Source organism: Acinetobacter lwoffii (genome assembly GCF_019048525.1).
Classification (GTDB): Bacteria; Pseudomonadota; Gammaproteobacteria; order Pseudomonadales; family Moraxellaceae; genus Acinetobacter; species Acinetobacter lwoffii_K.
Genome location: NZ_CP077369.1, coordinates 543,680 through 558,287 on the forward strand (window position 1 = coordinate 543,680; position 14,608 = coordinate 558,287).

General features: G+C 46.3%; 12 protein-coding genes. 7 read left to right on the forward strand and 5 right to left on the reverse strand.

All coding sequences use genetic code 11. From position 1 onward, the window contains the following. Positions 1-32: 32 nt before the first annotated feature. The gene (gene feoB, locus I6L24_RS02660) at positions 33-1,889 is read right to left on the reverse strand and encodes a ferrous iron transporter B (protein WP_004281066.1); all 1,857 of its coding nucleotides are present in this window, start codon (positions 1,887-1,889) and stop codon (positions 33-35) included. Then, a complete protein-coding gene (locus tag I6L24_RS02665) occupies positions 1,886-2,146 on the reverse strand; it encodes a FeoA family protein (RefSeq protein ID WP_004281065.1) in 261 nt (86 codons plus the stop codon). The genes feoB and I6L24_RS02665 overlap by 4 nt, the downstream gene beginning before the upstream one ends. A 174-nt stretch (positions 2,147-2,320) precedes the next feature. Between I6L24_RS02665 and xerD the strand changes: the two genes are divergently transcribed. The 4 genes from xerD (at position 2,321) to thrC (ending at position 6,781) form a co-directional block, all read left to right on the forward strand. Continuing rightward, positions 2,321-3,238, forward strand: coding sequence for a site-specific tyrosine recombinase XerD (xerD, locus tag I6L24_RS02670; RefSeq protein WP_004281064.1), 918 nt, complete (start codon positions 2,321-2,323; stop codon positions 3,236-3,238). Positions 3,239-3,337: 99 nt separating this feature from the next. Beyond that, positions 3,338-4,150, forward strand: coding sequence for a DsbC family protein (locus I6L24_RS02675; RefSeq protein ID WP_004281063.1), 813 nt, complete (start codon positions 3,338-3,340; stop codon positions 4,148-4,150). 127 nt (positions 4,151-4,277) lie between these two features. Further along, positions 4,278-5,585 carry a homoserine dehydrogenase gene (locus tag I6L24_RS02680; RefSeq protein ID WP_034605826.1) on the forward strand — a complete coding sequence of 436 codons (1,308 nt, stop codon included), beginning with the start codon at positions 4,278-4,280 and terminating at the stop codon, positions 5,583-5,585. Positions 5,586-5,641: 56 nt separating this feature from the next. After that, positions 5,642-6,781, forward strand: a complete 1,140-nt coding sequence (thrC, locus tag I6L24_RS02685; protein WP_004281061.1) for a threonine synthase — start codon at positions 5,642-5,644, stop codon at positions 6,779-6,781. A gap of 57 nt (positions 6,782-6,838) precedes the next feature. On the opposite strand, the gene I6L24_RS02690 is transcribed toward thrC, so the two are convergent. After that, a complete protein-coding gene (locus tag I6L24_RS02690) occupies positions 6,839-7,900 on the reverse strand; it encodes a serine hydrolase (RefSeq protein WP_004281060.1) in 1,062 nt (353 codons plus the stop codon). A 219-nt stretch (positions 7,901-8,119) separates the two neighbouring features. On the opposite strand from I6L24_RS02690, the gene gacA reads away from it, so the two are divergent. The 3 genes from gacA to I6L24_RS02705 are packed head-to-tail and all read left to right on the forward strand — an operon-like array spanning position 8,120 to position 11,782. After that, positions 8,120-8,755 (forward strand): response regulator transcription factor GacA, encoded by a 636-nt coding sequence (gene gacA, locus I6L24_RS02695; RefSeq protein ID WP_004281059.1) that lies wholly within the window; start codon positions 8,120-8,122, stop codon positions 8,753-8,755. 22 nt (positions 8,756-8,777) lie between these two features. After that, the gene (locus I6L24_RS02700; protein WP_004281058.1) at positions 8,778-10,343 is read left to right on the forward strand and encodes a sensor histidine kinase; all 1,566 of its coding nucleotides are present in this window, start codon (positions 8,778-8,780) and stop codon (positions 10,341-10,343) included. 14 nt (positions 10,344-10,357) lie between these two features. Continuing rightward, positions 10,358-11,782, forward strand: a complete 1,425-nt coding sequence (locus tag I6L24_RS02705) for a sigma-54-dependent transcriptional regulator (protein ID WP_086044365.1) — start codon at positions 10,358-10,360, stop codon at positions 11,780-11,782. On the opposite strand, the gene I6L24_RS02710 is transcribed toward I6L24_RS02705, so the two are convergent. Then, a complete protein-coding gene (locus tag I6L24_RS02710) occupies positions 11,783-12,955 on the reverse strand; it encodes a S41 family peptidase (RefSeq protein WP_216986389.1) in 1,173 nt (390 codons plus the stop codon). It lies immediately after the preceding gene. A gap of 30 nt (positions 12,956-12,985) precedes the next feature. After that, on the reverse strand, positions 12,986-14,533 hold the full coding sequence (gene gpmI, locus I6L24_RS02715) for a 2,3-bisphosphoglycerate-independent phosphoglycerate mutase (protein ID WP_100357783.1): 1,548 nt from the start codon (positions 14,531-14,533) through the stop codon (positions 12,986-12,988). Positions 14,534-14,608: the final 75 nt, after the last annotated feature.

Here is a 14,608-nt window from a genome sequence, read left to right on the forward strand (position 1 = left end):
GCAAATTCAATTGGCCAAGGCCAAGCTGAGATTTAGCCCAAATAATATGAAGCAATTTGATAAGTCAGGAATGACATGAAATATGCCAGACCAAACAGGTAAACAGTCATGATACTGACAGTTTTCCAGGAACCGGTTTCACGTTTAACTGTTGCCAGAGTCGCCAGACAATGTGGTGCATAAATAAACCACACCAGCAAAGACAAACCTGTCGCAACTGACCAGCCCAGATCCCCTCCACCGCTGATTAGTGCAGCCAGACCTTCAGACATCGCATCTTCATCAACTGCCGACATCGCATAAACTGTGCCCAGTGCTGCAACGACCACTTCACGCGCTGCCATCGCCGGAATCAGGGCAATACAGATCTGCCAGTTAAAACCGAGCGGTGCAAAGATTGGCTGCATCAGATGACCGAGCATCCCTGCCAATGAATAATCAATGGCCGGCAGGGTTGCCCCTTCTGGGGGCTGCGGGAAAGTACATAGAAACCACAGCACAATCGATAAGGCGAAGATAATACCACCGACACGTTTCAAGAAGATTTTGCCGCGATCCAGCAAGCCGATCCAAACGTTCTTCAAATCCGGAAAACGGTAGCTTGGCAGCTCCATCAATAACATGTGCTGTGATTTATCTTTGTGGAAGAATTTCAACACAAAAGACACCAGCAAAGCACTTACGATACCCGCCATATACAGACCGAAGAGCACCAGACCTTGCAGATTCAGGAAGCCCCAGACAGTTTGTGCCGGTATAAATGCCGCAATCAGCAAGGCATAAACCGGCAAACGCGCCGAACAGGTCATTAAAGGTGCAACAAAAATCGTGGTTAAACGATCTCGTGGATCACTGATGGTCCGCGATGCCATAATCCCCGGAATGGCACAGGCAAAGCTGGACAATAACGGAATAAAGGCACGTCCTGACAAACCGGCTTTAAACATCAGTTTATCGAGCAAGAATGCTGCACGCGGTAAATAACCCGATTCTTCTAGTACTAAAATAAAGAAGAACAGAATCAGAATCTGTGGCAGGAACACCACCACGCCACCGGCACCGGCAATAATCCCGTCCACCACCAGGCTATTCAGTAATGGGTGCGAAATATATTCGCCGAGGAACTCACCCAGCCAGCCAAAGAAGGATTCAATCCCATCCATAAACGGCGCAGCCCAGGCAAATACCGCCTGGAAAATCACGAACATCATTACAGCTAGGCTGAGTAAGCCCAATACCGGATGCAGAAAAATCTTGTCAAGAAAATCGGTACGCTTATCTTCCTGATCGACGAAATTGACCACGTCATTCAGAATGTTTTCTACGCGCTGGTGACTATCACCTTTCAAGCCACTGAGCTCAGTCTGTGGTACAGAATACTTGCCTTGATCTAGCGCATTTTTCAGGTTTTCAATGCCTGAACTGCGCACAGCCACCGTTTCTACCACAGGCACGCCCAGTCGCTCAGACAGCTTCTGGGTATTGATCTGCATGCCACGACGGCGTGCTTCATCCATCATGTTCAGCACGACCAGCACCGGACGATCCAGCGCAATCATTTCCAGCACCAGACCCAGATGTAATTTCAGATTGGTGGCATCTACCACACACAAAAATGCATCCTGCTCCTGCTCTTCCGCAATTTTACCTTGCACCACATTACGGGTGATTTCTTCATCCGGACTGGTCGCATCCAGACTATAAGTTCCCGGCAAATCCAGTACCCGTACCGCTTTGCCTGAAGCAAGCTGAAAAGTACCGACTTTACGTTCAACCGTCACACCCGCATAGTTACCGACTTTTTGGCGTGTTCCAGTTAAGTGGTTGAATAATGAAGTTTTACCGCAGTTAGGGTTACCGACAAGGGCAATACGTAATGTATCACTCATGCCGACACCGCCTGTTCGATTTCAATTTTGGCTGCTTCTGATTTACGCAAAGCAAAACGTGTGAATCCAACTTGAATCAAAATGGGATCTCCACCAAAAATACCTTTAGTAATGACCTGTACCTTTGTACCTGGTACAAAGCCTAAAGTTTCCAAACGACTCGCGACGACATCGTGTAGAGCACTTTCACCATCAGTTGTTCGACTCACTTTTCGAATGATGGCAATTTGTTTTGCTTTTAAATCAGACAAACGCACCGTGAAATTCCTAAACTATTTTGTACAGTATACAAACAAATGAGAATAATTAACAAATAAGATTAATTACATTTCGATTTAGCCTTATACCACATCGACACTGTCATAAAATTAAACTACAGTGGAGAATACCAATCCCGATTATCGCTTTTTTAGATCAGATCCTTTCACCCTATGCTGAATAAAAAACCCCGTATTCCTGCCCCTGTCCAGATTCCTGATGCGTTCAGTTATTTGCAAGGTTTTCGTGATTATCTGATTGCACAAACGGTCAGCCCGCATACCCGCAATGCCTATTTGTCCGATCTGGTGCAATGTGCAGAATGCTTGAGCAAGCCTCTGCCCGAATGGAATCATGATGATATTTCCGATGTACTGATTGCGCTGACCAAACAGCAAAAAAGCCCACGTTCGATTGCCCGCTGCCTGTCTGCCTTGCGTTCATTTTATAAATTTTTACGCGAGCAAAAACTGCGTAGTGACAATCCGGTGGCCGCACATAAAACCCCGAAACTGGGCCGGGCCTTACCTAAAGATTTGTCCGAAGCTGATGTTGAAGCCTTGATTCATGCCCCGGATATCAACACGGCATTAGGGCTGCGCGATCGCGCCATGTTTGAAGTGCTGTATGCCTGCGGACTTCGGGTGACCGAACTGATTAACCTGCGTCTGGAACTGATCAACTTAAAACAGGGTTATTTACGTATCGTCGGTAAGGGGAATAAAGAACGTCTGATTCCAATGGGACAAATGGCCTGTGAATGGGTGGAAAAATATCTGAATGAAGCCCGTCCGCAACTGTACAAGACTTCGACCGATTATCTGTTTCTGACCCAGCATGGCGGCATCATGAGCCGGCAGAATTTCTGGTATGCCATTAAGCGTTATGCGCTGCAGGCCGGAATTCAATCCGAACTGTCACCGCATACCTTGCGCCATGCCTTTGCCACCCATTTACTCAATCATGGCGCAGACTTACGTGTGGTACAGATGTTACTCGGACATAGTGATCTGTCTACCACCCAGATTTATACTCATGTGGCGCAGGTACGGATGCAACAGCTACACGCGACCCATCATCCACGGGCTTAAAACGTTTACAGGTCGAATAAACTGAGAAGTTTGACGTGATTGTATTTTTTTTTGTTATGCTAATGCTCTGTTTTTAGTCCAAGAAGAAAAGGGTTATTTATGACATTTGCCCGCTCAAAAGTTTTTATGGCTTGCACACTTGCTGCTGGTTTGGGGCTTAGCGCATGTTCCAATTCCACGAACAACGATAAAAAGCAAGATACGCTCACTGCAAGTGCACCAGCAACGGGCGAAGCCTCTACCCTGACCGAACGTAATGCCCAACAGCGCCTGGTTTCGACCTTGGAAAAGCATTTCAAGACTGCCGGCATCAGTGCCAAAATCACCGACATTAAAGCCACCGAAGTCCCGAACCTGTTCTGGGTCAGCCTGGAAGGCATGTCTGCGGTCTATGTCACCAGTGACGGTAAGTATCTGATTCAGGGCGATGTGATCCGTCTCGGCGATAAACAGCTGCACAATGTCAGCGAAAATCTGCAAGCAGGCATCAACAATAAACTCTTTGCCGAACTCAAGCCAGCAGACTTGCTGGTCTATCCAGCCAAAGGCAAAACCAAGCATGTGGTCTATGTGTTTACCGATGTCAGTTGTCCGTATTGCCATAAATTCCATGAACAAATGGATGAGATGAATGCCAAAGGCATTGAAGTGCGTTATATCGCCTGGCCGCGTGGTGAACAGCATATGCCAGCCATGGAAGCGATCTGGTGCAGTGCCGACCGCCGTAGTGCGTTTGACCAGGCGATTGCCGGTGCACAGATTAGCGCAGAAAAATGTGAAAATCCTGTTCAAGATCAATATCAAATGGGTCTGAATATGGGCGTGAATGGCACCCCTGCCATTTATAATTCAGCAGGGGCTTATCTGGGCGGTTACCTGTCTACCTCGGAATTATTGAACCGGCTTAAATAACTCATTTTAATACGTTATTTAACTTTAATTTATAGATAAAGATATTCTGAAAATGACCCTAGAGTCAGGCGGTTTTTTTAGCTATGATCTAGGTTCTTGTAAAAAACTGTTTAATTTGGAGTGTGACGTGAAACCAGTTCGTCTGGCAATCCTCGGTCTTGGTACTGTAGGTGGTGGTGCCTTGAAACTATTAAAAGAAAATGCTGCTGAGATCAAACGTCGCACCGGTCGTGAAATTGAAATTACCCATGTAGGCACCCGTCGTCCACGTCCTGATCTGGATCTGCCAGAATCGGTCAAACAAAGTGCTGATTTGATGGACATCGTGCGTCAACCTGATGTAGACGTGGTGGTTGAAGTCATGGGCGGAATTCATCCTGCCTATGAAGTCATCATGGAAGCCATGAAACATGGCAAACATATTGTAACCGCCAACAAAGCACTCTTGGCTGAACACGGTAATGAACTGTTTAAAGCGGCTGAAGACAATGCCGTGCAAATTGCCTATGAAGCCGCAGTGGCTGGTGGCATTCCAATTATTAAAGTGATCCGTGAAGGTTTGGCAGCCAACAAGATTGAATGGCTGGCCGGTATTATTAACGGCACAGGTAACTTCATTCTTAGTGAAATGCGTGAAAAAGGCCGCGCTTTTGAAGATGTGCTGAAAGAAGCGCAAGAACTGGGTTATGCCGAAGCCGATCCGACCTTTGACGTGGAAGGCATTGACGCAGCACACAAGCTGACGATTCTGGCCTCATGTGCCTTTGGTATTCCACTTCAGTTTGACAAAGTCTTTACTGAAGGCATTGGCAAAGTCACGGCACAAGATGTGAAATATGCCGAAGACCTCGGTTTCCGGATTAAACATCTGGGCATTGCACGCCGTACTGATGCCGGGATTGAACTCCGTGTACACCCGACCCTAATTCCAGATGACCAGCTGATTGCCAATGTTAACGGTGTGAAAAATGCGGTTCTGGTACAAGCGAATGCGGTCGGCCCAACACTGTACTATGGTGCTGGCGCAGGTGCGGGACCAACGGCTTCTGCGGTTGTTGCTGATGTCGTCGATATTGTCCGTGACATCATTTACACAGAAGACGGCGCAGGTACTATTCCGCAACTGGCTTTTGAAGCGCTCAGTGATTTACCGATCTTGAGTCGTGAACAAATGACCACCGGCTATTACATCCGTATTAATGCCGAAGATCAGATGGGCGTGCTTGCCGATGTCACCACAATTCTCAGTCGTGCCGGCATCAGTATTGATGCGATCATGCAGCAACCGCGTTTATCCAAAGACCTTATTCCTATCGTGATTCTGACCGATCCTATCGTCGAATCAAAAATGGATGCAGCGCTTTCACAAATTCAAGCATTACCCGTCATTCATGGCGAAATTGTACGAATTCGTTTAGAATCGCTTGATAATTAATCGGGTTGAGGGGAGGATTCCCCTTGCCAAGCTCTACACACAATTGGAACATCATCATGTCGAATGCCAATCGTTATACTGGTTTAGTTGACCGCTATCGCGACCGTTTACCAGTGTCTGCAACTACTCGTGCGATCTCTTTGGGTGAAGGTAATACTCCACTGATCAAGCTTGAGAATATTCCACGCATTATTGGTAAAGATGTTGAAATTTATGTGAAGTACGAGGGCTTAAACCCGACTGGTTCATTTAAAGACCGCGGTATGACTATGGCGGTGACCAAAGCCGTTGAAGAAGGCTCTAAAGCCATCATCTGCGCATCTACTGGTAACACCTCTGCAGCAGCGGCTGCATACGCTGCGCGTGCCGGCATTAAAGCATTCGTGCTCATCCCTGAAGGCAAAATTGCCATGGGTAAAATGGCACAAGCGATGATGTATGGTGCGATCACCATGCAAATTCGCGGTAACTTTGATGACGGTATGCGTCTGGTCAAAGAAGTTGCCGATCAGGCACCGGTAACGATTGTAAACTCAATCAACCCATACCGTCTGCAAGGTCAAAAAACCATTGCTTACGAGATCGTTGAAGCTTTAGGTCGTGCACCGGATTATCACTGCCTGCCAGTCGGTAATGCGGGTAACATCACTGCGCACTGGATGGGTTATACTGAAGCGGTTGCCAACCAGTCGAAAGAAGAATTTGAGCAAGTCGTTTACGATGCTGAAACTGATGCCTTTACTGGTCCTAAACCGGCTGGCTTGCCAATCATGGCAGGTTACCAAGCCTCTGGTGCTGCACCGTTCCTTCGTGGCGGTCCAGTAGAAAACCCGGAAACTGTTGCAACTGCGATTCGTATCGGCAATCCGCAAAGCTTCAATCATGCTAAAGCGGTTGTTCGTGATTCAAACGGCTGGTTCGATGAACTGACTGATGCGGAGATTCTCGAAGCTCAACGTCTGCTTTCTATGTATGAAGGTGTGTTCGTAGAGCCGGCATCTGCTGCGTCTGTCGGCGGTGCCATCCGTGATATTAAAGCGGGTAAAATTGCTGAAGGTTCAGTAATCGTATGTACCGTAACGGGTAACGGTCTGAAAGATCCAGACACTGCTATCAAGCAATGTGCTGATGCCGTGATGTTGTCGATTGATGCAACTATGAGTCAAGTTAAAGACTCTATTCTGTCGAATATGTAATTCCGGCCAGAATTAAAAAAACCCTGCACTTGCAGGGTTTTTTTATGAACCAATCAATTAGATTCGTTTAGGTTGCTGGCTGACCCAACTCATTAAACGGGTCGCATCATTGGTACGCGCCTGTGAGCTGTTTGCACCTAAAAGTACCACCGCCACCGGACGGTTATTCAGAGTCGTGTGCATCACCACACAGCGCCCTGCTTCATTAATAAAACCGGTTTTAGAAATATTAATATTCCAGCCGCCATTACGTACCAAGGCATTGGTATTATTCGATTTCAACACACGATAACCCAAGTTAAAGTCATAGCTTGGCGTGGTCGAGAACTGGCGAATCAGGCCATATTGAGAGGCAGTATTTACCAAGATTCCCAAGTCACGAGCTGAAGCCATGTTACCCGGATGCAAACCGGTTGACTCCATGAAGCGGGTAGAATTCATGCCGAGCTCTTTGGCTTTTGCATTCATTTTGGCAATAAACGCTGATCGGCCACCTGGATAAGTGCGTGCCAAAGCGGCAGCAGCCGGATTCTCGGACTTCATCAGAGCAAACAGTAAAGCTTCAGCACGGTTCATGCTGTCCCCTGCTCTTAAAGTCGAGCTTGAGCTTTTACAACCTGAACAGGAAAAATCAGCCTGTTGTAGTGTGATTTTTTCCGACATGTTCAGACGTGCATCAGAAATGACCACCGCTGTCATCAGCTTGGTAATCGATGCAATCGGATAGGCAGTATTGGTATTTTTGCTAAACAGCACCTCACCGGTTTGTGCATCCATGACCAGTGCAGCCCGTGCATTGACAGAAGGTTGATTACTAAAATGATTCGTATCAATAATCTGCGGCGCAGTATAAGCAGGTTTGGCTGCTGCTGGCGCTGCTGTGCCGACCTGACGCAAAGTAGTGGTCACTGTTGCAGACCCGGGTGGCGAAGGCTCATTGGCTGACGCATTAAAATCATCGCTCATTAACTGGTTAACTTCTTCAGAAGACCAACTAATGCTGGAACCGTCCTCTGCCGTGCCAGAATTCATAATGATTTCAGCAAAACTTGTCGTGCTCATGCTGATTAACACGGACAGGCCGAGTAGATGCCTTAAAGACTTGTTTATTTTCTTCACTATTCCTTCACTCAACTAACAGAGGTAAGATTGATTTGCGTATTACCTCTAATATGCCTTACATTTAAACACAATGCCGAACATTTTTTGTTCTTGACACTGTGTGATAAGTTTCAGATTTAATCTTGCGAATAGGATTGCTAATTTTGTACTTTCATTGCAAGCTTATTTTGCTTTATGTAACAAAAAAATGATTTTTTTAACAGAGGGAGAGCGTAGGTGATCACAGTTTTAGTTGTGGACGACCATGAATTAGTTCGTACTGGAATTTGCAGAATGCTAGAAGACCATGCGGAGGTTCAGGTAATTGGACAAGCTGAATCTGGTGAAGAAGCGATCTCTCTAGTTCGTCAACATCATCCTGATGTAGTTTTGTTAGATGTGAATATGCCGGGCATTGGTGGCGTAGAAACCACGCGCCGTCTACTTCAGAGTGCGCCGGAAACCAAAGTTTTGGCGGTTAGCGGTTTAGCAGAAGAGCCTTATCCGTCCCTGTTATTGAAAGCCGGTGCCAAAGGTTATATCACCAAAGGGGCCCCGATTTCGGAAATGGTCCGTGCGATTAACAAAGTCATGCAAGGCGGCAAATATTTCAGTGCAGACATTGCGGAACAGTTAGCAAGCTCTTACCTTTCTGATACACAACAATCGCCTTTTGATGCATTGTCAGAGCGTGAAATGCAAGTCGCGATGATGGTCGTGAATTGTATCAGCGCCCAGGAAATTGCCGACAAGCTCTTTGTGAGTGTTAAAACCGTGAATACTTATCGTTACCGTATTTTTGAAAAACTGAATATCGATAGCGATGTTAAACTGACTCATCTGGCCATGCGCTATGGACTCATTAAACCTTAGCTTTTAACGATTTCCGGTGCATATGGCACAACAAAAAAACTATGCTGAACTGAATCAATACCATCTCGGTATCTGGTACAGCGCTTATCGTCTGCTGATCAGCACCGGTTTGTTGCTGATTTTTATGCTGACCTACCCCGAACTCACCACCGATTATCAATACCCGCAGCTGTATTATTATGCACTGGGAATCGGGGTTGCGATCAATACCGTACAGCTGTTTGTGCTGAAATGGATCAGACGCCTGATCCAGCCGCAGCTGATTATGATTTTCTTTAGCGATGTCTGCGTTTTAAGTTTGCTGACTTTGGCGAGCGACGGTCCTAATCTGCAAATCGGGCTGCTGTTTGTGATTACTATCTTTTCTGCATCTTTATTATTAGATGCAAAAAAGGCCTTGGTCGTCACGCTGGTTGCTGTTATCAGCGTAATTTATCAGCATTTTATCGGCAGTATTTTTGCATTTTCATCACTCAGCAATATCAGTAATAGCGCCTTGCTGGCCTTTTTATTTTTTGTGGTCTATGGCACTGGACAAATTGCCATACGCCGCTTTCAGATTCTGGAAAATCTAAATTTTTCTCAATCGCTGGAACTGCATCGCTTACAGAATATTAACCGCTATATTCTGGAGCAGATTGAAACCGGCTATCTGGTTCTGGATGAAAACTACCATGTGGTACTCAGTAATCCTGCCGCCTGTAATCTTCTTGGAATTGAGTCCAAATACGGCCATGAGAAATTCACCTTATCTCAGTCACAGCCAGATTTATTTGAACTGATCCATTTTGAAACGCTAGAAAATGGTGAGCGCTTTCAGTTTGAATCCCAACAAAGTCGCTATAATATTCATGTGCAAGTACAAAAGCTGATTGTGCCGCATCAGACTCTAATGCTACTGGTGTTACAGGATGCCAAAAAACTGAATCAGCAGGTGCAGCAACTTAAACTTGCTGCACTGGGTCAACTCTCGGCCAGTATTGCCCATGAAATTCGTAATCCATTGGCGGCTATTGTACAGGCCAATGATTTATATCTGGATTCAGAAACTGAACAACAACAAGTGCTCCACCAGATGATTGGTCGACAGGCGACCCGGATTGACCGGATTATTCAGGACACGCTGAATATGGTCAAAAATAAAGAAACCCATCCGGTGCCGATTCATCTCAATGAATTTATCCCGTTATTTATCCAGGAAGATCTGGCCGATATTCGCGATCAGATTCAATTTAATATTGATATCCCGCTGGTGATTCAGTTTGATGAAGCACAGTTCCGGCAAATCCTGATTAATCTGATTCGTAATGCGATTCGTCACAATTCAGCCGATGCAGCCTATATTCAGCTGAATGTGCATCCCTATGAACATCGGGTCTGGATTGATGTACGGGATTTTGGCTCTGGCGTAGCCGTACATGATCAAGCTCTATTGTTCAAACCCTTTTTTAGCACATCGATTAGTGGTACCGGATTAGGATTGTATTTATCACATAGTTTTTGCGAAGCAAATCAGGCACAATTAAACTATATACAACAAGAACAGGGCGCATGCTTTCGCATCAGCTGTCAACGTATTACGCTTTAAAGGGGTCAAGGAAGATGAATGGGGAACAACAACCACTGGTGCTCTTGGTGGATGATGAGGAAGATTTATGTACCCTCATGCAAATGTCATTGCTGCGCATGGGAATTCGCACGCACATTGCCCATCGTCTGGAATACGCTAAAAAATGCCTTGCCAATCATCAGTATGATGCCTGTCTGACCGACCTGAATCTGCCCGATGGCAATGGTTTGGAGTTACTGGATTGGATTGGCAATCTTTACCCGGCACTTCCGGTCGCGGTTCTGACCGCCTATGGCAACATGGAAATCGCCATTGCTGCGCTCAAAGCAGGGGCTTTTGACTTTGTCAGCAAACCGATTAATCAAAAACACCTGGAGCAGCTCTTACAAAAAGCGCTGAATAAACCGGTGGATTATTCGCATAATAATCCGAACGATGCACTCGAACATAAAATGCTGATTGGACAATCCATGCCAATTCAGCAATTACGCATTACCTTACAAAAAATTGCCCGATCCCAGGCACCAGTTTTTATCACAGGGGAATCAGGCACAGGCAAGGAAGTCGTGGCCAATCTGGTACATCGCCTGAGTAACCGCAACGAAGGTCCTTTTATTGCGATTAACTGTGGCGCCATTCCGACTGAGTTGATGGAAAGCGAACTGTTTGGGCATAAGAAAGGCAGCTTTACCGGCGCTGCTCAGGACAAACAGGGACTGATTCAATCTGCCCATGGTGGCAGTCTGTTTCTGGATGAAATTGCAGAATTACCGCTTTCTATGCAGGTCAAATTGTTACGTGCCGTACAGGAAAAACGTATTCGTCCACTCGGTTCGGATACCGAAATTGATGTGGATTTCCGTGTGATCAGTGCCACGCATCAGGATCTGGAAGCCTTGGTGCAACAAGGCAAATTCCGTCAGGATTTATATTTCCGTATTCATGTAATGGATCTGACTTTACCGCCGCTGCGTGAACGCGGCCAGGATATTCTGTTATTGGCCGAACACTTTATTCAGAAGATTTGCCAGGAATGGGGCATTTCCAATAAAAAACTGACCGAACGCAGCAAAGAGTTCTTATTGGGACAATATTATCCAGGTAATGTACGTGAATTACGTAACATTATGGAACGCGCGATTACTTTAAGTGATGAAGAGCGGATTGATCTTCAGCATTTGCAGAGTGCACCGCTGCGTCAGGCGCTAAACAGCCCTCAGGAGATGAATACGCTCACGAGCGAGATTATTGCGACCGAAACCCTGATTGCACCTAAAAAGCTGCCTGAAGAGGGTCTAGAGCTGTATTTGGAAAAGGTCGAAAAAGAAATTTTACTCAATGCGCTGAATCTGACCCACTGGAACCGGACACTGGCCGCCAAAAAACTCGGCATGTCGTTCCGTTCCCTGCGCTATCGCTTGAAAAAGTTCGGACTGGATACCGAAGAAGATGAATAATTATTTTTGCAGGAGCAGTAAATCTGTAACATGTTCCAGATAGCTCTCCTCACGCATTTCCTGCTTAAACGGATAGTTGAAATGCGGCTGTATGCCCCGCCCTTCAATCATCTGGCCACTTGGGCTAAAGTATTGCGATACCGTCATCTGTAAAGCCGAACCATTGCTTAAAGGAAAAAGTTTCTGTACTACGCCTTTGCCATAGCTCTTTTCTCCGACCACCCAGGCACGGTTATGTTCTTTCAGGGCTGCAGTAAACACTTCTGCTGCAGAAGCCGAGCGGTTGTTAATCAGCACCCCAACTTTCAGATTCTGGAACTCAAAACTCGGCAAGGCCTGAAATTGCTGGTTGCCTTCAGCACGGCTTTTGGTCGAGACAATCACGCCCTGATTCAAAAATAAATCGGCAGATTCAACTGCGGCCGAGAGTAAGCCACCGGGATTATTGCGCAGATCAAATAATACGGCTTTTAAGCGTTTATCCGAATAACTTTCAATCAGACGTTTGATTTCATTGGCAGTATCTTGCTGAAAAACCTTGACCTGTAAAACCAGCACCTGGTTATTGTGCAAGCTCGATTTAATTTCGGTATCCAGCTTGGTATTGCGGACCAGACGAACGGCCGGACTTTGCGAGGAAAGCTGGATCATGAGCGTAGAGCCAACTGCTCCACTCAATAACTGCCGGACTTGTTCCTGATTCAGGCTACTTAAGACCTGATCTTCAATTTTATAAACCGTGACGCCATTTCGCAGTCCCTGCTTGGCTGAATCTGCATCGGCACTCAGTCCTTGAACCACCCATTGCTTCAACCGCGGGTCAAATTGCAGATCAAAATCAATGCTGGCCAGATCCCCTTCGGTATATGCACGCAGCTGCTTATAATCTTCAGGCGACAAATAACGGGAATAGCGGTCTAAGCCACTGACCAGACCCTGAATGGCCTGCTGGAATAAGGCATCGTCATTTTTATCTTGAATATAATTGTCTTTTACGATGCCATAAATTTGTACGAATTCCTGAATAGATGCCACAGGAATTTCAGAATAAACCTGCCCATCCATTTCCATATCATCGAATGCCGGCTCATTTGAACCCGCACCCCAGGCTGAATGACTCAAACACATCAGTAAGCATGGTATTACAACAGACTTCCAGCGTATTCTTGTCATTCTTTGACCTTTTCAAAATTTTATTAAAGATTATGCATCAAGCTGAATCAGGTTACGGCCCTGCATTTCAGCCGGCACCGGAACTTGCATCAGGTTTAATAAAGTCGGTGCGACATCTGCAAGCACCCCACCTTCCACGATTGTGGCCTGAGTTGGGCCGACATAAATAAACGGAACCAATTCAGTGGTATGCTGGGTATGTACCTGACCACTGTGGTAGTCCTGCATCTGCTCAACGTTACCATGATCGGCAGTCACAATCATATGACCTTTTTGCGCCATCACGGCTTCGTAAACCCGACCCAAACAGGTATCAACCGCTTCAACAGCTTTCACCGCAGCATCGAATACCCCCGTATGACCGACCATATCACCATTGGCAAAGTTCACCACCAGCAGGTCAAATTCACCTGAATTGATCGCAGCCACCAGCTCATCAGTCACTTCATAAGCACTCATTTCCGGTTTAAGGTCATAAGTGGCTACGTTTGGCGATGGAATCAGGATACGTTTTTCACCTGGGTATTCATCTTCACGGCCGCCGCTGAAGAAGAAAGTCACATGCGCATACTTTTCTGTTTCCGCAATGCGCAGCTGTGTTTTACCCAAATCAGATAAGTATTCACCAATCGAGTTTTTCAACGCTTCAGGCATATACGCTACAGGTGCATCAATCGTGGCTTGATAACGCGTCAGCATGACAAACTTCGCCAAATTCGGCACGACTTTACGTTCAAAACCTGCAAAGTCTTTTTCTACAAATGCGCGAGTCAATTCACGGGCACGATCGGCACGGAAGTTCATGAATACGACGCTGTCGCCATCCTGAATTTTCGCCAGATCGCCAATACGGGTCGCTTTAACAAACTCATCCGACTCATCGGCTGCGTAAGCCTGTTCCAAACCTTCAACTGCGCTGGCAGCTGTACGAACCGCTTCACCTTCAGTCAACAAGCGATAGGCCTGTTCAACACGATCCCAACGGTTGTCACGATCCATGGCAAAATAACGGCCGATCATGGTGGCAATACGACCTTGACCTGGATATTGAGCGAATAAGGCATCGAGTTTTTCTAAAGAAGGTTGTGCGCTTTTAGGCGGCGTATCACGACCATCTAAGAATGCATGTAAATAGACTTGCGCACCGCGTTTTAGCGCTAGCTCTGCCATCGCCACAATATGATCTTCATGGGAGTGCACACCACCTTCAGACAAAAGGCCAAGCAAATGTACTGCCCCACCTGCAGCTTTGGCTTTCTCAACTGCATCGACCAGAACTTCATGTTCAAAGAAGTCGCCCGTACGAATGTCTTTGGTAATCCGGGTAAAGTCCTGATACAGCACACGACCTGCGCCGAGGTTCATATGTCCGACTTCCGAGTTACCCATCTGGCCATCTGGCAGGCCGACATCTTCACCTGAACCCGAGATCAAACCATGCGGATGCTTGTCCTGTATCGCAGTTAAATTTGGTCGTTTAGCTGCTAAAAACGCATTGTCTTCGACCGCTTCGCGATGACCCACACCATCCATAATCACCAAAATGTGAGGGATTTTGCCAGCAGTTGCATCCGTCATAATGAAATACTCTGTTCGTCTACGAATTAATCGCTCTATTTTAGCGAAGTTTATAAAAAGAGGCCATGACCCGTA

Bases quoted from the DNA above. Each gene is read 5' to 3' on its own strand.
- feoB (WP_004281066.1), bottom strand. From the start codon at position 1,889: ATGAGTGATACATTACGTATTGCCCTTGTCGGTAACCCTAACTGCGGT.
- xerD (WP_004281064.1), top strand. From the start codon at position 2,321: ATGCTGAATAAAAAACCCCGTATTCCTGCCCCTGTCCAGATTCCTGAT.
- I6L24_RS02675 (WP_004281063.1), top strand. From the start codon at position 3,338: ATGACATTTGCCCGCTCAAAAGTTTTTATGGCTTGCACACTTGCTGCT.
- thrC (WP_004281061.1), top strand. From the start codon at position 5,642: ATGTCGAATGCCAATCGTTATACTGGTTTAGTTGACCGCTATCGCGAC.
- I6L24_RS02700 (WP_004281058.1), top strand. From the start codon at position 8,778: ATGGCACAACAAAAAAACTATGCTGAACTGAATCAATACCATCTCGGT.
- I6L24_RS02705 (WP_086044365.1), top strand. From the start codon at position 10,358: ATGAATGGGGAACAACAACCACTGGTGCTCTTGGTGGATGATGAGGAA.
- I6L24_RS02710 (WP_216986389.1), bottom strand. From the start codon at position 12,955: ATGACAAGAATACGCTGGAAGTCTGTTGTAATACCATGCTTACTGATG.
- gpmI (WP_100357783.1), bottom strand. From the start codon at position 14,533: ATGACGGATGCAACTGCTGGCAAAATCCCTCACATTTTGGTGATTATG.